Here is a 20,914-nt window from a genome sequence, read left to right on the forward strand (position 1 = left end):
CATGCGGTTTGCGCCATTTTTTCTGGTTGCTGCGCTGCTTTTGGCAGCCGCAGTGCGGGATGGCGTGGACCGGTGGGTGGCAGCGACGGACCTACCTGACCTGTTGGTCGACACCTCGGTGCAAGTGGTTGACCGAGACGGGAAACTGCTGCGCGCCTACACGGTGGACGACGGTCTGTGGCGTATGGGCACTGGGTTGGATACTGTAGATTCGGGCTACATCGACATGCTGGTAGCTTATGAAGATCGGCGCTTTTGGTCCCATGCCGGGGTGGATCCATGGGCGGTTGCGCGGGCCGTGGGCCAAGCGATTAGGAAAGGTGAAGTTGTCTCTGGTGGATCGACGTTAACCATGCAGGTTGCGCGGTTACTGGAGGATTCCGGCACCGGTGCGTGGCAAGGCAAATTGCGGCAAGTTCGCGTGGCTTTGGCGTTGGAGAAAACGCTGAGCAAAGAGGAAATTCTCTCGCTTTATCTGGCACATGCGCCGTTTGGCGGGAACCTGGAAGGGGTGCGGGCAGCGACGCTGGCGTGGTTTGGCAAAGAGCCGCATCGGTTGACGCCTACGCAGGCGGCGCTGTTGGTGGCTTTGCCGCAAAGCCCCAACGGGCGACGGCCAGATCGGCATCCCAAAGCTGCGACAGAAGCACGTGAGCGCGTGTTGCAACGTGCTGTGATTGCTGGGGTTTTGACGGAAGAGGCCGCGTCGGCGGCGCTGATGACACCGGTGCCAAATCAGCGGCGGGCGTTCCCGAACATCGCGCCGCATATGGCGGATCGCGCTGTGGCGGCGCGGCCGGGGGCTGTTGCGCATCAGGTGACCTTGTCGCGCGACCTGCAAATCGCCTTGGAGGCGCTTGCGGCCAAGGCCTTGAGAGGCTTGGAGAACCGCGTGTCCATTGCCATGGTGGTGGCGGATCATCACAGCGGAGAAATTCTTGCGTCTGTGGGGTCGGCCGGGTTTTCTGGCGGTGATCGCCGTCAGGGGTTTGTCGATATGACGCAGGCCAAACGCTCGCCGGGGTCGACGCTGAAGCCATTGGTGTATGGGCTTTCTTTTGATCAGGGGCTTGCGCATCCGGAGACGCTCATCAGAGACACGCCAGTGCGATTTGGAACCTATGCACCGCAGAATTTTGACGGGCGGTTTCGCGGTGAATTGCGGGTGCGGGAGGCTTTGGCGCAGTCGCTGAATTTGCCGGTGGTTTTGCTGACCGATGAGATTGGACCGGCCAATTTGATGGCGGCGATGCGCAAGGCGGGGGCGGTGCCTGAGGTGCCTGGCGGGGTGGCTGGGTTGGCCGTTGCGCTAGGTGGTGTCGGGCTTTCATTGGAAGAGTTGGTGCAGCTGTATGCGGTGATCCCTCAGGGCGGTTTGGCGCAGGGATTGTATTGGAGGGGTGGTGAAAAAGGAGAGCAAAGACAAAGGGTTATAAGTCATTCGGCAGCTTGGCACTTGGGCGATATCCTTTCCGGTATTGCACCACCAAATGGGGCGCCGCGCAACGGGTTGGCCTATAAGACCGGAACGTCTTATGGGCACCGTGACACTTGGGCGATTGGGTTTGATGGTCAGCATGTGGCCGGGGTCTGGATTGGGCGGCCGGATGGGACGCCGGTGCCGGGAGCCTTTGGGGCCGAGGTGGCCGCGCCGGTGTTGTTTGAGGTGTTTCAGCGCATTGCGCCGGAGCTGACGCCGTTGGGGCCTCCACCACCGGAAACGCTGATTGTCAGTACAGGCCAACTGCCTGAACCGCTTCGGAAATTTCGTGGTCGCAAAGCACTGTTTGAGAAGCCTGAGGATGCACTGACTGTGGCGTTTCCGCCGGATGGGGCGACTTTGGAAGGCGGCAACAGCGAGGTTATTTTGAAGGTCAAAAACGGCGCGTTGCCGTTCACCGTGTTGGCCAATGGCGCGCCGGTTGTGCAGCAAAGTAGGCTGCGGGAAATGGTGGTGTCTCTGGCCGGAAAAGGCAGCGCGACTGTGACGGTGATTGATGCCAAAGGTGCGTCGGATCGGGTCACGTTTTGGGTGGATTAACCAAACGATTTGGACGTCGGTATCGCGTCGGTATCACGACTGTTTTGCGGAGGTGCGTAATTTGGCGGGGCCAAAGGCGTTAACCTTGGGGCCGCTCCGCTTTTGAGTAGATGAATTGAAAAAGGGTAGTCCCCGACCGCGGGTGGGGGGCAGCCCCCACCCATAGGGGCGGTCGGGGGCTGCCCGGCGGGTTCGCCGGGCGATTTGTCGAGTTGGATCAGATGCGCTCAATCGCAATGGCGATGCCCTGACCGCCGCCGATGCACATGGTGATCAGGCCTTTGGAGCCACCGGTGCGGTCCAGCTCGTACATGGCTTTCACAGTGATGATTGCGCCGGTTGCGCCAACTGGGTGGCCCAGGGCAATGGCGCCGCCGTTTGGGTTCACTTTGGCTGGGTCAAGACCAAGACCTTTGTTCACGGCAATGGCTTGCGCGGCGAAGGCTTCGTTGGACTCGATCACGTCAAAGTCGGTGATCGAGAGACCGGTTTTGGCCAGCAGGTTTTCTACTGCCGGGACTGGACCAATGCCCATGACCTCCGGACGGACACCGGCGTGGGCATATCCCAGCACGCGGAACCGAGGTGTCAGACCAGCTTTTTCAGCGGCTTCGGCGCGCGCCAATACAATCGCGCCAGCGCCATCGTTGATGCCTGAGGCGTTGCCTGCGGTGACACGGCCGTCTTTCTTGAACACTGCGCGCAGTTTGCCCAAGCTCTCCATGGTGGAGGCGGTTGGGTGTTCGTCGCGGGCAAAGGGCACCATGTCGCGGCGCACTTTGACATCAATTGGCACGATTTGATCGTCAAAATATCCGGCCTCGATGGCTGCTGCGGCCCGTTGCTGAGAGGCGAGAGCAAAGGCATCCATGTCTTCGCGGGTGACATCGTTTTCATCAGCGACATTTTCGGCGGTGATGCCCATGTGACCGGTGCCAAACGGGCAGTTCAGCGCACCCAGCATCATGTCGAGGGTTTTCACATCACCCATTTTCTGGCCCCAGCGCTGGGACTGCATGATGTAGGGGCTGCGCGACATGTTTTCCGCGCCGCCAGCGACGGCAAAATCCGCATCGCCCAGCATCAGAGATTGCGTGGCGGAGACAATTGCCTGCGCGCCGGAGCCACAAAGCCGGTTCACGTTCATGGCTGGTGTGGTGTCTGGGATGCCGGCCTGCATCGCGGCCACGCGCGATAGGTACATGTCACGTGGTTCGGTGTTGATCACGTGGCCAAAGACCACGTGGCCAATTTGACCACCTTCCACGCCTGCGCTTTCCATCGCCGCCTTGGTGACGGTGGCGCCAAGATCAATGGGGGCGGTGTTGGCAAGGGACCCGCCAAAGGTGCCAATGGCGGTACGTGCGCCGCCGAGAATTACGATGTCCGACATCTGTCGTCTCCTCATGAAATCGTGTTGGCGTCAGTATGCAGGCGCAGCATCAGCGAGTCAGGTGGAACGGTGCGTCACAGTTTCTGCGCCCGTAGTCTTACGGAGGTGTGTTTCGCGGTTTGATTGACAAAAGGTGGCAGATTCCCGCATTTGGGGGCATGAGTAACGATCTGCCTATCTTGGAACTTTTGCCCGCGCGGTTGCGGGAGGCCCGCCGTGCGCAAGGGCTGTCGCTGGATGCGGTGGCCAAGCTTTCTGGCGTGAGCCGGTCGATGGTGAGCCAGATCGAGCGTGGGGAAAGTAGCCCGACAATTGCGACGCTTTGGAATCTGACACGGGCGTTGCAGGTGGATTTTGCTGGATTGCTGGATGCGCAGGCAGGGGACAAAGTGGATGTGCTGCGCGCATCTGATGTGCCGCGGTTTGACAATATGGGGCACCTTTGTCTCATCCGGATCCTGTCGCCACCTGAAGATGTGGGTGGCCATGAGGTCTATGACATCACCTTTGAGGCAGGCGGCAGCCTGAAAAGCGCGCCGCATACCCGTGGGGCGACGGAGCAGCTGACAGTTTTGACTGGTGCTGTGTCGGTGACTAGTGGGACGGCTTCGCAGGAGTTGGGTGAAGGTGACACCGCGCGTTATGCGGCGGATGTAGCACATGCGATTGAGGCGACAGAGCCCGCGCGGGTGTTTCTGATTGTGAAGAACGCTTGAGAGATTGAGTAAGGGCGGCGCCTGCCTGGGTAGGTGCCCCCAAGTCGGTGTTTTGATCTTAAGTCCGTCAAAAACCGCAACCGAACTTGGTGTTTCCAGCTTTTCTAATGCATCTGCCCTGGGGCAGGCCCGCTTTCGGGACATTGTCTGTGGCAATACCCTGTCGCGCGATGGGTGCAGACCGACCTATCGGCCGGGCGGTTTTGGCGTTTCTATGGTAGTCTGGGTTTAAGGTGGATCCTGAATTTCGGATTTTTGTCCGCTATAACGCATTCCCCCTTCACGGACGTGAATCCGTTATGGTAGAGGGTCGTCCATCATTATGGAGAACTCCCATGTCAGACGCTTTCTTGACCGACATCCGCGACACGCTCACCAACATTGAGGCCGAGGGTCTGATGAAAAAAGAGCGCATGATCACGTCACCCCAAGGTGGCGAAATTCAAGTGGGGGATCGGGAGGTCATCAACCTGTGCGCCAACAACTATTTGGGATTGGCGGACAATCCGGCGCTGATTGAAGCCGCAAAGGATGCGATGGACCCGCGCGGGTTTGGCATGGCCTCGGTGCGGTTTATTTGCGGCACGCAGGACATTCACCGCGAATTGGAGCAGAAGCTCGCAAGCTTTTTGGGTAAGGATGATTCGATCCTTTTTGCCGCCTGTTTTGATGCTAATGGCGGGTTGTTTGAGCCGCTGTTGACCAAGGAAGACGCAATTGTGTCGGACAGCCTGAACCACGCGTCGATCATTGACGGCATCCGCCTGTGTAAGGCGAAGCGGTATCGCTATGCCAACAATGACATGGTGGATTTGGAAGCGATGTTGCAGCACGCGCGCAACGAGGGCGCACGGCATATTATGATTGCCACGGACGGCGTGTTTTCGATGGATGGGTATCTGGCGAATCTGCCTGAGATCACACGTTTGGCCAAGAAATACGACGCGGTGGTGATGGTGGATGACTGTCATGCCACCGGGTTTATGGGGCCTAATGGGGCCGGTACACCGGATCATTTTGGCGTCGATGTGGATATTCTGACCGGCACTTTGGGCAAGGCGCTGGGCGGGGCGATTGGCGGTTACATCGCTGGACCGCAGCCGGTGATTGATCTGCTGCGCCAAAGGGCGCGGCCGTATCTGTTTTCCAACTCGCTGCCGCCCAGCATTGTGGCGGCGGGATTGGAAGCGATCCGCTTGGTCGAAGACGGTGCCGAAGACCGGGCGCGGTTGCGCGAGAATGCGCAGTATTGGCGGGCTGGGCTTGAGAAGCTGGGTTTTGAGATCCTGCCGGGCGAGCATCCAATTATTCCGGTGATGCTGGGCGAGGCGCAGTTGGCGCAGGAGATGGCGGCAAAGTTGTTTGAGGAAGGGGTCTATGTGTCGGGCTTCTTTTTCCCGGTGGTGCCGCGTGGGCAGGCGCGGATTCGCACGCAGATGAATGCGGCGCTTACGCGGGATGAGTTGGACCGGGCCTTGGCGGCCTTTGGCAAGGTGGGCAAGGTCTTGGGGATTGTCTCATGAGCAAACCAAACACCATGACCGCACTGGAGAAATCCAAACCTGAGGAAGGTCTGTGGATGGTGCAGGCGCCGGTGCCGGAGATTGGGCCGGATGAGGTGCTGATCAAGGTCAACAAGACCGGGATTTGTGGCACGGATATTCACATCTGGAACTGGGATGATTGGGCCAGCGCAACGGTGCCGGTGCCATTGATCACCGGTCATGAGTTCGCTGGTGAGATTGTCGAGATGGGCCGCAATGTGGATGGGCTTGAGATTGGTCAGCGCTGTTCCGGTGAGGGGCATATCATTGGCCATGAAAGCCGACAGGCGCGGGCGGGGAAGTTTCACCTCGACCCGGGCACACGCGGGATTGGCGTGAATGTGCAGGGGGCCTTTGCGCAGTATTTGCGGTTGCCGGCGTTTAATGTGGTGCCTTTGCCAGATGACATTCCAGATGAAATCGGGGCGATTTTGGACCCGCTGGGCAATGCCGTGCACACGGCGTTGAGCTTTGATCTTCTGGGTGAGGACGTGTTGATCACTGGGGCCGGGCCGATTGGGATCATGGCGGCGGCGGTGGTGAAACACGCGGGGGCGCGGCATGTGGTGATCACCGACATCAATCCGGACCGGCTGGCGTTGGCGGAGCATGTGGTGCCCAATGCGCGGGCGGTGAATGTGGCCAGTGAAGATCTGCAAGACGTGATGCATGAGCTGGGCCTAAAAGAAGGCTTTGATGTGGGCCTTGAGATGAGCGGCTCGCAGATGGCGCTGGATCAGATGGTCGAGGCGCTGGTGATGGGCGGTAAGATTGCGCTTTTGGGCATTCCGCCGGGCAAGTCGCCGGTGGATTGGAACCGCTTTGTGTTCAAGGCGATCACCATCAAAGGCGTCTATGGCCGCGAGATGTTTGAGACCTGGTACAAGATGATTGCTATGTTGCAGAATGGTTTGGATGTTAGTCGGGTGGTCACACATCAGATGCCGGTTGCGCAGTTCAAAGACGGTTTTGCGGCGATGAAATCCGGCAAGTCGGGCAAGGTTGTGCTGGATTGGACCACCTGAGGGGGCGTTGCCCCCGTCCCATCGGTGATGGGACTCCCCCAGGATATTTGGGGAAGGAGAAAGCGTTGAGACTGTGAGGGATCGCAGGGCTTGAGCCAGTTTTGGTTGTGTCGCATGGTGGCGCGACACAACTGAGGCGGGTTAATGGCACGGATAACATCCTATCAGCAGATCTTGGAGTTGAAGGACACTGGCGAGATCAGTGACGTGGAATGGCAGCTGATGGAGAACTGTCGGGCGGGCGTGCGCACTGTATTGAATGCCGGAGAGAGACCGGACGAACCATCGCCGGAGGTGACGGTTCAGGCGGAGTTGCTGAGGTATCTGATTTTGGGTGGGTGCGAGGCTTGGAAGGTTGACGAATCTGGGGTCGACCTTTGCTGCGCCTATGTCACCGGCCAGCTTGAGTTAGACTTTGCGACAACGCGGGGGCAGACCTTTCTTGCCGGATGCCGATTTGACAATAAGATAAGTGCGGCCCAAACACGATTTCAACTCCTGAGCCTCGAAGGGAGCTGGATCAAAGAGCTGTTCGCGCAAGGCGTCAAGGTTTCGGGCAGCGTACATCTGCGAAATAAATTTCGAAGCCAAGGCCAGGTTAGCTTTTCAGATGCAAAAATCGAAGGAACGTTTGACTGTTCAGACAGTCAATTTGAGAATGCAGATGGTTACGCATTGTTCGCCGACGGAGCGGTGTTTTCAGGCAGCGTCCTTCTAAGAAAAGGTTTTCACGCGATCGGGGAAGTGCGCTTGGGCAGAGCTAAGATAGGCGGCTCACTCGAATGCGATGGAAGTTCGTTGTCTCTCCCTGAGCAAGATCCGGAAAACGTAGAAGAAGGAAAGATCGATCGCTATGCACTGTTCGCGGAGGAAGCAAAAGTCGCTGGCAGTGTCTATCTGCGCCACGGGTTTTGTGCTCGAGGAGAGGTACGCTTGGCCGGAAGTGAAATTGGTGGAAATCTCGACTTCGATCAAGCTCAAATAGACAATGAAGGTGGAAGTGCGCTGTTTGCACAAGGGGTCAAAGTACTTGGTTCTGTGTTCTTGCGGCGGGGTTTTTGCGCGACAGGTGAGGTGAGTTTTGCGAGTGCCGAAATTTGTGCTCAGATGAGCTGCACAAATAGTAAATTTAAAAACCCGGTGGGTTTTGCGCTGTTCGCGCAAAACCTGACTGTCAGGCATGGTGTTTTTCTGGATGGCGGGTTTATAGCGGAAGGAGAGGTCAGTCTTCGGGGCGCAAAGATTGGCGACCTCAATGTTAAGCAGAGCACAATGACTCACATTCCAACCGAAGCAGACAGGCTTGAGCGTTGGGCCTTGAACGCGGAGGCTATGGAAGTCACCGGCAATGTTTCCTTGCGCTCCGGGAGCCGTATTATCGGCGGCGTCCTGCTTGCCGGTGTCAAAATTGGGGGCAAATTTGAGGTTGAGGACTGCGCATTGCACGGGGTTGAGCATAGGACAAAGACTTTGGTGCGGCCTGCGCTTGAGGCCGTACGACTGAAGGCACAATCGATTTACTGGAAGCCACAAGAAATCCAAGGTGTTGTTCATCTTAACGATGCCACTTGCGACACTTTGAACGACAAATTGGAAAGTTGGCCCCAGGCGGGTCAACTCAATCTCGATGGGTTTTCCTATGAGCATTTGGCGCGGGTAGGCCCCATCAAGCAGCGCCTCAAGTGGGTGCAAATCTCCTCGACGCGGGAAGGAGAATTTTCGCCGCAACCGTTGCGGCGGTTGGCTGAGGTGCTCAAGGCCATGGGCCACGAGGCGGAGGCTCGGCAAGTGCAGATGGAAAAGGAGCGTCTGTTGGCGAGGGACCGTCAGCGACGGGGTCTGGCGGAGCTGGACGTGTTGAGAAAGAAGCGAGATGCGCAGCCGGAGCCAAAGGACCACAACGCACTGCAAGATCGCATCAATGTGCTTTGGTGGGAGGTCAAATTTCTGCCGGTGTGGTCGTTGGTGTTGCGACATTTGATCGGCTATGGCTATGCACCGCAGCGGGCGGCGTTTTGGGCCGGTGGGGTGATCACGGTGTTTGCTCTGTTTTATCTGTTTGTGTGGAACTTTGGTGGCATGGTGCCAAATTCGGAGGTCATTTTGACCTCTGAGGCGTGGCGTGAGATTTTGGCGCAGGAGACCAAGCAAATCGGGGCCGCCTGGGAGGCCAGTGCGATTGGGCAGCACTATGAGACCTTTGCCGCCATGACCTATGCGGCGGATGTGTTTATTCCGTTGATTGATTTTGGGCAGCAGCGCGCATGGACGGCGACCACCGCCACAAAGCTTGGCACCGTGGCGTGGGCCATGACGTGGGTCTTGGAAGGGTTTGGCTGGCTGGTCACGGCGCTTGGCGCGGCGGCGATTACGGGGATCATTCGGCGGGAGTGAGCCGACGCGCGCGGAATTTAACAAGCGTACCATTGAAATTGGGGTGTCGCGCCCCCATTTACGGATTGAGGAGAGAGGACACGGTCCCGCCTCCGAGCAGCCAAAGAAAAGGCGCTTGTCACTGCTCCGATAGAGGAGACTTCAATATGCTCATTGCCCTTTATGTCATCCTTGTCATCGCGCTCCCTGCAGCCATCGGGGCACAGTTGGTGATGAAAAATATCAACCGCAAGGACCCTGTCGGCGGCTTCATGTTGTTGTTGCTGGCGGCTGTGCCAGCGCTTGCCTATGGGCTGTATGTTCCGGAAGGCCTTATTTTGGATTTCCGGTTTGATCTGGGGGGACCTGGTGCCTATGGGCTGGGTGTGGTGATTGGTGCCGCGATTGGCGCGGTTCAGCGCTGGGCGCCTAAGAGGCTCGCTGAATAGGTGTTTTCGTGGTAGCACAGCCCTGCGTTTCAGGAGGCAGGGCATGGGTGTGATCCGGCAAGCAACACAGGCTGATCAAGAGCGGTTGTATGAGGTGGTGGTGCAAACCGGCAAAGCCGGGAACGATGCCACACCTCTGTATCAAGACACCAACATGCTTGGACATATTTACACGGCGCCTTACGTGGTTTTGGCGCCGGAATTGGCGTTTGTGGTGGAGATCAACGGGCAGGTAGAGGGCTATGTCTGTGGAGTGGTGGACAGCCGCGTGTTTGAGGCGCAGCTTGAAGACGCGTGGTGGCCCGCGTTGCGGGAGCGGTATCCGGCGCCGGATGCGGCTAGGCGGGAGCGGTGGACCGAAGATGAGCGGCGGGTGGATTGGATGCACAATCCCGTGCCAACGCCGGACTATGTGGTCACGCCACATCCGGCGCATATGCATATGAACCTGATGCCAAAGGCCCGCGGCGGCGGGCTTGGGCGGCGTTTGTTTGACGCATGGCTGCAAGCGGCCCAAGCGCAGGGCGTTGGGCCGGTGCATATTGGGGCTGATCCCAAAAATGACGGTGGTATCGCTTTTTGGCGCGCCATGGGGTTTACACGGCTGCGCCAGCCTGACGGGCGGTTTTCGGAGACCTCTGTTTGGATGGGGCGGTCATAGGCGTAGTTCTCTTCAATATTGGGATCCAATATACATCACTCAATGTTTCATGGGGAAAGATGAAAGTCTTGTTTGCGCTGTCCGGCCATCCTAGGGTGCATGGCGCAAAGTGAACACATATTCACCGCGCCAAAAAACGTAAGCCAACGGGACACCGAGCCAAATGCGCGAGAAGATTTTAGACGCCACCGCAGCTATGTTGGTGGCACATGGCACACAAGCGTCGATGAGCAAGATTGCCAAGCAGGCTGGCGTTGCCACCGGCTCGCTCTATAATCATTTCGAAAACAAAGATGTGCTGATCCGAGCGGTGTATGAAGAGCTTGGCGTGATTGTCGAAAATGCGCTGGTGACGGGGGACAATCCGGAGCAACCGGCGCAGGATCGGCTCAAGGCTTTTATTGATCGGCAAATTGATTTTGTCTGGTTTAATGAAAACAACGCGGACTTGCATGAGTATCTGTCCAACGTACCGTTGCTGCCGCGCGAAGAGGTGCTCGACAGTTTCAAACGGACGTCCGACTTCATTGCGGAGCTGTTGCGTCAGCTGCAGGCCGAGGGTTGGGTGATCGCAGGGGATGTTGGGCTGTTTGGCGGCTTCATTGGCGGCGGCATTCGCAACACGTTGAAGTGGCAGCGCTCGCTTGGGGTGACGCTGACGCCGGAGATGCGGGCGCAGGTGCACCACCTTTGTCTGCATGGGCTGCGCAAAGACGCCTAAGACGCGTTAGTAGTCGCGCTGGAAAAAGATGCCGATGCCGGTGTCGTCATCCGAGCCTACTTTGCCTTTCACAGTAAGGTTGTCACTTACGTCGAGGTTGAGGCTGATGGAACTCTTACCTTTGCTGTCAACGCCAACCTCGGTGTAGACGTTTTCATTGATGTATTTGCCCGCGCGCAGACCGGGTGTGCCGGATTCGTCAAAGGTCAGTCCAAGGTCATCTAGACCGGAGTTTTCACCCAAACGCGGGCCCTGTGGGCCTGCGCCGGAGAGTTGCGCTAAGGCAGCGGCGAGTTGCGCGGCTTGCAGGGCGGAGATGCTGGAGAGGTCGCGGCCAAACAGCAATTGCGAGAGCACCTCGTCCTCGGGCAGGTCGGGGTCGCTTTCGAGCTCGATTTTAGGATCGTCGAGACGGCCATCCAGGATCACAAAGATGGTGGCGTCCGGCTGATCCGAGATTGCTACCACGCGCATGGTGGGAACCAGATCGCCCAGCATGGAGATCCGGCCTTCGTCCAGTTCGAAGTTTTTGGACAGAAAGGACAGGCGGCCGCGGATCAGGTCGATCTCGCCATTGGGGCGAATGTCATTGGTGGTGCCGCCAATTTGCATACCGCCGTTGAAGTCCGCATTTAAGCCAAGGCCACGTACGGCGATGCGCTCGCCGGTTTGAATGTTGATGTCGAGCCCAAACGGCGGGGCCGAGGAACCGCTTTTTTCCTTTGCGATAAGTCCCGCGCGGTCGCGGGTCAGGCGCACTTTGGACGGCTCGTTGATGTGGCGGATTTCAGGGATCGGCCCTGCGCCTGCGAGACCAACCGGCGTGACGTGAATGTCGGTTTTACCGAGCACGATGTTGCCGGCGATGTTGCCGCCGCCGGTGAGCGGGCCGGAGAGGGTGATAGTGCCATCCACCTCGGTTTTTAGCAGCTGGCCCTGTTGGATAATGATGTCAGTCAGGGTGACTGGCAGGTTGGCGGAGAACGGCGGCGCGAGGGCGACGCTGCCGTTCACGCCGATCTGGCCACCGCCGGAGAACTGTGTGGTGATGTTGAGGTCCGCTGCACGGCCATTGAGGCCGACAGTGCCGCGAATGTCCTCAAACGCCACCCGCAAATCCGGCAGCACAAATCGCGCGCCACCCAGTGAGACCGTGCCTGTGACCGCCTCTGGTCCGAGCGCACCTTTGAGGCGCAGATCGTAATTGGCGATGCCTTGAATGGAGTTGGGTTGCAAAAAGATATTGGCTGCGGCGAGCGGCACGGTGCCGGCCACGGAGATGTCATTGGCGTTGCCTGAAGGGTCGATCAGACCCTGGCCGGCGCCTTTGGTGTCAAAGGGGCCGGTTCCTTTGAAATCGACCTTCCAGCCGTTTGGTGCCTGCTCTGCGGAGGCTTGGATGCGCGCCTTACCAGGCAGTTCTGGCACAAAGACCTGCACTTGGCCCACTTCCAGATCAATGTCAGCCGCGCCGTTGCCAGATTTTGGCAGGGTGGCCCGGATGGTGGCGGTGGTTTGCGCAGGGGCCGTGGCCGAGAGATCAAAAGCCCAATCGGCGCCGGTTTGCACCGCGCGGCCTTTGGCGGTGGCGGGGCCGTTGATGCCTTCGAGCACCAGTGCAACCTCGTTGAGAGCCGCTTCAAAAGTGAGGTCGCTGTTTTGGCTGGCAAGGGTGCCAGCCCCTGCGGCGGAGAGCTGTGGAGTATTTACGTTTGCGTCGCGTACGGTGATGCCAGTTTCGTCGCGCTTGGCGGACAGGGACACCGAGCTGGTCCCCGCCAACAATGCATCGGCACGCGGGTCAGCGATTGTGAGGTCTTGGCCGGTGGCGCTGAGCGTGAGGTCAAAACCCTGCGACACCGGCAGAATGATTCCCTTAAGCTGGGCGGCCAGCGCGCCACCAAGGTCGCGTTTGGCAAATGCAGAAAACAAAGAGATGTTGTCGACGTTGAGTGTGGCGTCGGTGTCGACCGTCAGGTCTTGGCCTTTCCCGCTGACGTGCACTGTGCCATTTGATCCAAGACTGTTTGTGCGCAGCCTGTAGTTGGACAGCGTCAACCCAACATCCTTTTCCCAAACCACATCTCCCTGGAAACCGCCATTTGACCCAACAACCGTGGCGAGGTCAGGATCAGACAATTCCAACCCCCGCATGCCCATCTGAATCTGGGCGTCGACACGAGGTTTGGGCTCTTCCTGCAATGTGCCTTCGCCAAACAGCGCCACACGCGCCAACGTAAGCGTGTCGGTTTTAAGGTCATTCACCGTGCCGCTCAGGGTCCAGCGGTCTCCGGATGCGTGGTCAAACTTCGCCGCCAGTTCAGCATTTTGCAGGTAATTTTTGGGGCCTTTGAGCGGCAACAACACCGGCTTGCCGGTTTCGTCTCGCAGCTGGATGTCCAGATCAAAGCTGTCTGGCAGCCCGTTTGCGTCAATCGCCATCTCGCCGTTCAAATTCAGAGAACGGGAGCTGAGCAAGAGTTGTTGCAAGGTGATGCGGCCATCGCCAAAGCGGCGCAGAAGTGTGCTGAAACCGATGTTTTCGCCGAGAAAATCTTTGTAGTCCGGTGCAAAAAGCGGCGCCATGTTGCCGCCAAGATCAGCGCGCACCACCTGTGTGGGCGTGTCTTCCGGCGTGGCACCGGCTTCGGTGGCTAGCTCGACGGAGCCGGCAAGACGTTGTTCGCCATCACTGGTCAGCAGAATGTCGGCGATAAAGTCGTCCAGCAGACCTTCGCCCAATACGGTGAGCGCCATGGGCGGTTCACCGGGGATTTTGGCTTTGGTGACCAGCAACCCGCCGGCGTCTTCGTGCACTTGCAGGTCCACGCGCAGATTTCGGGTCTCGTTGGAGTAGGCTCCGTCCAAAGCAAAACGGGCTGCTGGACCATCCAGGCGTGCGGCTGAAAGCAACGCTTCGCCCTTGCCGCCTTCGAGGATCAGGCGGGCGGTGAGGGAGAGATTGAGTTCTTCCCCCAAAAAGCTCTCCCCCAGCGTGATACGGTCTGCCTTTAGGGATTGAATGTTGATGCTGACCGGCAGCTCCGGCAACGAGAACGGGGTGGCCTCTGCGGTGGGCGGCGCGCTCGGGTTGGGCGCGGGGGCGCGATTGAGGATGATCTCGTTGGCGCTGAGTTCGTTGATGTTGATGTTGCCACGCAGCACGGCGAGGCGGTTCCAGTTCAGCGTCATGCCGCGCATGGTCAGCCAGATGCCATCGGCGTCTGACATGCGGATCTCTTCGACCGTGGCGTTGGAGCTGATCGCGCCTTTGAGGTCAATGACCTCCACCGTGCGGCCTTCGCCGGACAGGGCATCTTCCAGGAAATTGGTCAGCATGCCTTTGTCTTCGTCACTGGCCTCCGCCTGTTCCGCGTCTTGGGCAGAAAGCGTCAGGGGCCAGAGCAGGCAAAGGATAACAGCAAGAAACCGCATCAGTACGCGTGTCCAATCCCAATGTAGAGTTGCAGGCCATCACCAGTGTCGCCTTCTACAGGCGCGGCGAGGTCAAGCCGCAGTGGGCCAAAGCCGGTGTTGTAACGCACACCCAGACCGGCACCCGAGTGCCATTTGCCGTCGCCGCTGAAGTCCGATTTCTCGCCGACAAAACCAGCGTCATAGAAGGCCACGGCGGAGAAGTGGTTGTTGATTTTCACCCGCATCTCGCCGGAGAGGCCAAGGAAAGACAGGCCGCCGCTGTCGATGCCATTTACGGTCACAAAGTTGGACTGATACGGCTGACCACGCACCGTGCCGCCGCCGCCGGAATAGAACAGCAGGTCGGGTGGAGTATTGCGGATGGAGGGACCCAGGATGGTGCCAAATTGCAACCGGCCCGCGGCGATGAAACCGTTGTCGGCCCCAAAGCCACGATAGCCACGCAGATCGCCTTTGAGGTAGAGAGCGCTGTCTGCCTCGGCATAGCCATAGTAGGGAAAGGCGTTGCCTTCGATGTAGTAGCCACGGGTCGGGTTGGCGATGTTGTCGCGTCGATCCAGTTTCGTGGTCACCGGCACCCCAATCAGATGCAGTTGGCGTTTGCCGTAGTTGTCGTCCACGTCAGAAAAGTAGAGCCCTAGACCAGCGGTGGTTTCAAATCGGTCTGAATGAATTGTTTTCACGCCAACGCCCAAGGACAGGCTGCGCAGCCAGTAGAGGTCTTCGTCTTCCTGCTTGAGCTCTGCTCCCAGCGTCAGCGCGGTGTTGGAGCCAAACGTGGCAGGGCGGGTGTAAAGCGTGCCAAGGCGGTAGTTCACGCCGCTGTTTTGGGCGCCGAGGTTTTCTATCGCAAAATCAAAGCGCAGGTTTTCCGCGCCGCCGCGCAGGTTGCGGTGCATCCAATAGGCCGACAGGCTTAAGCCGTCGCGGCTTTCGAGTTCCGCACCAAAGCCAAACCGGCGGGGCGGGTTGTCCACCAGCGCCAGCTCCATATCCAGCGAGCCATCTGGATTGGGCTCATCGGCCTCGCGCAGGTCGATGGTGCGGAAGGTTTCTGTGCGGCGCAAACGGGAGGTGACTTGGGCCACAGATTTCGGGCTGAAGGTTTCGCCTTCCGGCAGGTCGGCAATTTCACGCACGCGCTCTGGGCGGACGTTGGATTGATCCTCATAGATCAGCTTGCCGAAGGTCAGCTTGGGGCCGGGATCCATGGTCAGATCGACGTCCAGCGTGGCCTTGCGGTGATCTGCAGTGATGCTCTGGTCGCTGACTTTGGCCTTGGCGTGGCCTTCATCGCGCCAGCCGTCCACGCCAGCGCGGGCGGCGTTTTCGATTTCCGGCAGGCTGGCGGGTTGGTTGGGGGCAAACCCCTCCGGCAGTTCCGTGGCTGGAACAATGGGGGCGATTTCGGTTTTGCGAAACTTGAAGTTGGGGCCGGGATCAATCTGATACACCACCTGTCCAACCGAGGATTTGGTGGCGAAGGGCGAGATGTTGTGCGCCTCTTGCCCGTCCACGCGGATGGACACATTTGGGCTGAAGTGCCCCATGGAATAGAGGGTGCTGACCAGGCGGCGGTAATCGGATTGGGCGGCGGCGATGATGTCCTGCGGATCACTGCTGCCCTCTTCTTTGGCGGCAGAGGTCAAGGTTGCGGCCAGCAAGCGTTCTTGCAGGTCTTCGTCGCCGTTTGAGGTGGTCAGTTGAATGTCAAATGCCTGTGCAGGCAGGGCCAGCCCGGCGCACAGGGTCGTGACCAACAGCGTGGCCTTGCCAGAAAAAAGGACCCGTCGTGCGCCTGTCTGCAAAGCATCCCCCATGCGCGCCAAAAACTCTTCAAAATGCCAAGGCAACAGGCAGATTGTTGCCTCGTAACGGCAGACTAGACCAAGCGTGAGTCCGTGGCCATACGGCAATCGCATACTTCACACAGGATCAGCGACAGTGTGCTTTGCAAAGTGCGGATCTCAGCGTATGACAGAAGCACATTGTCTTGAGAATTCTTATGCATAGGCTGCAACAGTCTCTTCCCGTCGTTTTTTTGAGAAGCCTTTTGTTTTATGGGCTGGCCGGTCTTGTGGCGGTGCCTTTTTTGCTGTGCTGGCCGGCGATGTGGGGGGCACGCCAGAGAGTCTACGCCATTGTGGATCGCTATCTGTGGGTGCTGTTGTGGCTGCTGCGCAATGTGTGCGGCATCTGGTTTCGGCTTGAGGGGCGGAACAGCTTGCCCGAAGGGGCTGTGTTGATCGCCTCTCAGCATGAAAGCACGTGGGAGACTTTGTTTTTCCAAGTGCTGTTTGATCATCCGGTGATGTACGCCAAAGCGCCAATTTTTTCCTATCCGGTGTTTGGCCCGGTGGTGCGCAAGTTTGGCCATATTCCGGTGACGGCTGGGACAGGTGCGGATGCAATGCGCACGGGGTTTCGTGCGGGGGCGGCAGCGGTGAAAGATGGCCGGAGTTTGGTGATTTTTCCCAGCGGCACACGTCGTCAGGACGTGGATGCACTGCAGGCAGGGGTTGGCGTGCTGTATCAACTGGCCGGTGTGCCAGCAGTGCCGGTCCGGTTGAACTCCGGCGCGGTGTGGCCGCATGGCAGTTGGTTGAAGTTCCCGGGCACCGTAGAGGTACAGATTGGGCCAGTGATTGAGGCCGGGTTGGACCGGCGGGATTTTATGCAAATTTTGAGTGCATATTTGGCAGATTAGATGGGTCTTCCGTTTCTGGAAAATCCCTAAAATTTCTCATGTATTCCATATGTTAAGGCGGGGGTAAGAGCTGCCGTTTAGGTGTCGTGTCAGGGTGAGAAAAAGGTGATGGCGATGGCTGATAATTCCAACGTCGCTCCGGTGATCATAAAACGTAAGAAGGTCATCGCAGGCGACGGACACCACGGTGGGGCGTGGAAAATTGCATATGCGGATTTTGTGACCGCCATGATGGCATTCTTTTTGCTGATGTGGCTGATCAACGCGACAACAGAACAACAACGGCTGGGGATTGCAGAATTCTTCAGCCCCACGGTGCCATTGAACAAAGTGTCCGGTGGCGGCAACGCCATGTTTGGCGGTGACAGTGTTCAGGAGCACAACATCCTGTCGCAAACTGGCGTGGGCGGCTTGCCAACGGCATTGAAGGACAACCCGGATCCGGTTGAGTTCGAACAGCCAGGCAGCAAAGGCGAAGATCAGGACTTTGAAAAAGTCGAAGACATGCTGATTGGCGGCGGTGGCGAGAGCCTGTTGGCCGACAATGTGCTCAAGCATGTGGTGACTCGTCTGACCGACGAAGGTCTGGTGATCGAGATCTTTGATTCCGAAGACGAGCGTTTGTTTAAGCCAAAGAGCGCGGTGCCGATGCCTATTCTGGTGGATTTGGCCAAGGTTCTTGCGGAAGTGTCCAATATGGTGACCAACCAGGTGGCGGTGGAAGGCCATGTGCGTACCAGCGTGATCACCGTGCGGGAAAATCCAAGCTGGCAGCTGTCATCGATTCGCGCAAATGAGCTGCGAAAGCTGATGGAAAACCAGGGTTTGCAGACCGAACGGGTGGCACGGGTGACCGGCCATGCAGATCGTGAACCGGTGTCCAATGTGCCACGGGACCTACGGAACAACAGGATTGAGATCATCCTGCTGAGATCGGATCGCTGAAGCTAAAAGGAAATATGGTACGCCGTTAGGCCGCTGTTAATTCCGATTGTCGTAACCAAACAGACGACGACCGAATTGATACAGCAGAAAGGCGTACCATGTCGATTTCCTCTTCGCTTAATGCCGGAGTGGCCGGGCTCAATGCCAATGCCACCCGTCTGGCGACCATCTCTGACAACATCGCGAACTCTGCGACCTACGGTTACCGTCGGGTTGAGACTGATTTCCAGTCGATGGTGACCGGTGCCAAAGGTGGTAAATATTCCGCAGGGGGCGTGCAGGCGACTTCCTATCGTTTGATTGATGAAGGCGGTTCGCTGACCCCCACCACCAATCCAACCGATTTGGCGGTTCGCGGTCGGGGCTTTATTCCTGTGACCGCCGCAACGGCTATCAAGGCTGGTGATACAAGCCCGCCGATGATGTTGGCCACAACTGGCTCTTTCCGGCCAGACGCAGACGGGTATCTGGTGACAGAAGGTGGTTTGGCATTGATGGGCTGGCCGGCCAACGCGGATGGATCCGTGCCAAACTATCCACGGGATACGGATACTGGCTTGAGTCCTGTGCGTCTTTTGACGTCTCAGTTGGTTGGGTCGCCAACCACTTCTGTTGATCTGGGTGTGAACTTGCCAGCAACCTCTACCGTTGCCGGTGCCGCCGGTACCATGGAAACGTTGAGCATTGAGTATCACGGTAACCTTGGGCAGGCAGAAACGTTGAGCATTGAGTTTACGCCAACCGTGCCAGCAGCGGGTGCGTCCAATGAATGGCAAATGGTGATCCGTGATTCCGCCTCTGGTGGCGCGATTATCGGTGACTACACGATGACTTTTGACGATGGGCGCACCACGGGTGGTCTTCTTCAGGCTGTGGTGTCTAATCCTCCCGGTGGTGCCTATGATCCGTTGACAGGCAGTGCGATTCTCAACGTGGCTGGTGGTCCGTTGGAGTTCAATATCGGCATGATTGGTACCGAAGGTGGCATGAGCCAGCTCGGCGATGATTACGCCCCTCTAAACATCGACAAAGACGGTGCGCCGGTTGGGTCGATGACCTCCGTCGAGGTGGACAGTAACGGCTTTGTGCACGCCTATTTTGACACCGGGATCACGCGGACCATTGCGCAAATTCCCCTGGTAGATGTGCCCAACCCCAATGGCATGGGCATCTCATTGGATTTCCAAACGTATGTGCCGTCCAACGACAGTGGCCCTTACTTCATGTGGGATGCTGGCACCGGTCCATCTGGTGAACTCCTGTCTTACGTCCGCGAAGAATCAGCCACTGACGTGGCGGGTGAGTTGACCGACATGATCCAGACACAGCGGGCTTACAGCACCAACGCCAAGGTCATTCAGACTGTGGATGAGATGCTGCAAGAGACCACAAATATCAAACGCTAAATAACCGCGCCGAGGCCGTCATAGGCCGGAAAGGATACGCATGAGCATTTCAAGCGCTCTGTCCAATGCATTAACTGGACTGACGGCCTCAGCGCGCCGGGCAGAGGTGGTGTCTTCCAACATCTCCAATGCCATGACCGAAGGCTACGGGCGGCGGACACTCAATCAATCCGCTGCTCTTTACGGCTACTCCGCTGGTGTGAAGTTGGAAGGCACAACGCGCAATGTGAACCCGGTCACGATTGCGGAGCGCCGTTTGGCGGATGCCGGTACGGCTTTGGCTACCGGCACCAATATGTTCTACAATCGCCTGGAAAAAGTGGTGGGGACTCCAGAAGACCCAACCAGCCTATCTGGTGTGATGGCCGCGTTTGAAAGCTCACTGGCGATGGCCACGGGTGCGCCGGACAGCGACATTCGCTTGGCCAACGTTTCGCAGGATGCAGAACGGATTGTGGATGCGTTTAACGACGCCTCAGATGGCATTCAGAAAATGCGCACTGAGGCAGACACAAATATTGGCAATATGATTGAAAATCTCAACGGTCTGCTGCAGCAGACCGAAGAGGTGAACCGCAAGATTTCTTTGGCGATCAACCAGGGTCAGGAAACTGCGGCATTAGAAGATCAGCGCCAAGTGTTGGTGGATCAAATTGGGGAGCTTGTGCCCGTGCGCATGACTCCTCGTGATCGTGGCGCTGTTGCCCTGTACACCACCAACGGGGCCGTTTTGCTGGATGGCAAAGCGGCGACAATTGAGTTTACCGAGGTGGGTACGGTTGAGCCGCATATGACCGAGGCCAATGGCCTGTTGAACGGTGTTTCAATCAACGGTTATCCGATGCGAATCGACAGTGACAAAGGCGCGCTGGCTGGCGGGGCAATTGGCGCGCAGTTTGCGATCCGGGATGAGTTTGGCGTTCAAGCCCAAGCGGATTTGGACGCAGCGGCCCGCAACCTTGTGGAACGGTATCAAGACCCAGCCATGGACCCAACATTGGCACCAGGGGACGCAGGGCTGTTCACCGATGCGGGATTGGCATTCAACGTGGCCGATGAGGTTGGCCTGGCGGGTCGTCTGGAGCTGAACAATCTTGTTGACCTTGACGGGGCTGGGGAAACTTGGCGGTTGCGCGACGGTCTTGGCGCTGCGGCTCCAGGTGACGCAGGGGACGCAACCCATTTGAACCGGATGTTGGACGCCATGCAGGAGCAGGTGGTTCCCGTGTCCGGTGGATATGGCAGCAAAGCGGTCTCCATGAGCGAGATGAGCGGCAAGTTTCTATCCAGTATTTCTGGTGCACGTGTGCAGAGTGATCAGGATGTGGCCTTTGCCAACGCCCGCCTTACGTCGCTTGAAGAAATGGAGCTGATTGACGGTGTCGATACCGATCAGGAGCTGCAAATGCTGATGCTTGTCGAACAGTCTTACGCGGCCAATGCCAAGCTTATTCAGGCCGTGGATGAAATGATGCAGGAACTGCTGAGGTTGTAA

16 protein-coding genes are annotated in these 20,914 nt (G+C 58.0%); 12 read left to right on the forward strand and 4 right to left on the reverse strand.

Translation table 11 applies throughout. The annotated features are described in order from the left end of the window. The first annotated feature begins 1 nt into the window (after position 1). Complete coding sequence (gene pbpC, locus JXR15_RS05160; protein WP_422052149.1) at positions 2-2,041, forward strand: penicillin-binding protein 1C; 2,040 nt, start codon at positions 2-4, stop codon at positions 2,039-2,041. A 217-nt stretch (positions 2,042-2,258) separates the two neighbouring features. Here the strand turns inward: pbpC and JXR15_RS05165 are convergent, their stop codons facing one another. Beyond that, complete coding sequence (locus JXR15_RS05165; RefSeq protein WP_422052150.1) at positions 2,259-3,434, reverse strand: acetyl-CoA C-acyltransferase family protein; 1,176 nt, start codon at positions 3,432-3,434, stop codon at positions 2,259-2,261. Positions 3,435-3,592: 158 nt separating this feature from the next. Here JXR15_RS05165 and JXR15_RS05170 point away from each other — a divergent pair, with 158 nt between their 5' ends. From JXR15_RS05170 to tdh, 3 genes are all read left to right on the forward strand, one after another. Then, the gene (locus JXR15_RS05170; protein WP_422052151.1) at positions 3,593-4,150 is read left to right on the forward strand and encodes a helix-turn-helix domain-containing protein; all 558 of its coding nucleotides are present in this window, start codon (positions 3,593-3,595) and stop codon (positions 4,148-4,150) included. A gap of 335 nt (positions 4,151-4,485) precedes the next feature. Continuing rightward, positions 4,486-5,673, forward strand: coding sequence for a glycine C-acetyltransferase (locus tag JXR15_RS05175; RefSeq protein WP_422052152.1), 1,188 nt, complete (start codon positions 4,486-4,488; stop codon positions 5,671-5,673). 14 nt (positions 5,674-5,687) lie between these two features. Beyond that, on the forward strand, positions 5,688-6,719 hold the full coding sequence (gene tdh, locus JXR15_RS05180; RefSeq protein ID WP_422052254.1) for an L-threonine 3-dehydrogenase: 1,032 nt from the start codon (positions 5,688-5,690) through the stop codon (positions 6,717-6,719). 774 nt (positions 6,720-7,493) lie between these two features. On the opposite strand, the gene JXR15_RS05185 is transcribed toward tdh, so the two are convergent. Next, entirely contained in the window at positions 7,494-7,901 is a 408-nt protein-coding gene (locus JXR15_RS05185) for a hypothetical protein (protein WP_422052153.1), read from the reverse strand. A gap of 90 nt (positions 7,902-7,991) precedes the next feature. On the opposite strand from JXR15_RS05185, the gene JXR15_RS05190 reads away from it, so the two are divergent. The 4 genes from JXR15_RS05190 to JXR15_RS05205 all read left to right on the forward strand — a co-directional run bounded on the left by JXR15_RS05190 (position 7,992) and on the right by JXR15_RS05205 (position 10,923). After that, on the forward strand, positions 7,992-9,113 hold the full coding sequence (locus tag JXR15_RS05190) for a hypothetical protein (protein WP_422052154.1): 1,122 nt from the start codon (positions 7,992-7,994) through the stop codon (positions 9,111-9,113). Positions 9,114-9,259: 146 nt separating this feature from the next. After that, entirely contained in the window at positions 9,260-9,541 is a 282-nt protein-coding gene (locus JXR15_RS05195; protein ID WP_422052155.1) for a hypothetical protein, read from the forward strand. Positions 9,542-9,584: 43 nt separating this feature from the next. Then, positions 9,585-10,202, forward strand: coding sequence for a GNAT family N-acetyltransferase (locus tag JXR15_RS05200; RefSeq protein ID WP_422052156.1), 618 nt, complete (start codon positions 9,585-9,587; stop codon positions 10,200-10,202). Between the two features lie 163 nt (positions 10,203-10,365). Further along, the gene (locus JXR15_RS05205) at positions 10,366-10,923 is read left to right on the forward strand and encodes a TetR/AcrR family transcriptional regulator (protein WP_422052157.1); all 558 of its coding nucleotides are present in this window, start codon (positions 10,366-10,368) and stop codon (positions 10,921-10,923) included. A 6-nt stretch (positions 10,924-10,929) separates the two neighbouring features. Here JXR15_RS05205 and JXR15_RS05210 read toward each other — a convergent pair whose 3' ends face one another. Both JXR15_RS05210 and JXR15_RS05215 read right to left on the reverse strand, forming a co-directional pair. After that, positions 10,930-14,358 (reverse strand): translocation/assembly module TamB domain-containing protein, encoded by a 3,429-nt coding sequence (locus JXR15_RS05210; RefSeq protein WP_422052158.1) that lies wholly within the window; start codon positions 14,356-14,358, stop codon positions 10,930-10,932. Continuing rightward, the gene (locus JXR15_RS05215) at positions 14,358-16,121 is read right to left on the reverse strand and encodes an autotransporter assembly complex protein TamA (RefSeq protein ID WP_422052159.1); all 1,764 of its coding nucleotides are present in this window, start codon (positions 16,119-16,121) and stop codon (positions 14,358-14,360) included. The genes JXR15_RS05210 and JXR15_RS05215 overlap by 1 nt, the downstream gene beginning before the upstream one ends. 293 nt (positions 16,122-16,414) lie before the next feature. Between JXR15_RS05215 and JXR15_RS05220 the strand changes: the two genes are divergently transcribed. The 4 genes from JXR15_RS05220 (at position 16,415) to flgK (ending at position 20,914) form a co-directional block, all read left to right on the forward strand. Next, positions 16,415-17,068, forward strand: coding sequence for a lysophospholipid acyltransferase family protein (locus JXR15_RS05220; protein WP_422052160.1), 654 nt, complete (start codon positions 16,415-16,417; stop codon positions 17,066-17,068). A 114-nt stretch (positions 17,069-17,182) separates the two neighbouring features. Then, positions 17,183-18,013, forward strand: coding sequence for a flagellar motor protein MotB (locus tag JXR15_RS05225; protein ID WP_422052161.1), 831 nt, complete (start codon positions 17,183-17,185; stop codon positions 18,011-18,013). A 98-nt stretch (positions 18,014-18,111) separates the two neighbouring features. Next, on the forward strand, positions 18,112-19,419 hold the full coding sequence (locus tag JXR15_RS05230; protein WP_422052162.1) for a flagellar hook protein FlgE: 1,308 nt from the start codon (positions 18,112-18,114) through the stop codon (positions 19,417-19,419). A gap of 40 nt (positions 19,420-19,459) precedes the next feature. Further along, a complete protein-coding gene (gene flgK, locus JXR15_RS05235; protein ID WP_422052163.1) occupies positions 19,460-20,914 on the forward strand; it encodes a flagellar hook-associated protein FlgK in 1,455 nt (484 codons plus the stop codon).

This window comes from Shimia sp. (assembly GCF_049116215.1).
GTDB lineage: Bacteria > Pseudomonadota > Alphaproteobacteria > Rhodobacterales > Rhodobacteraceae > Shimia.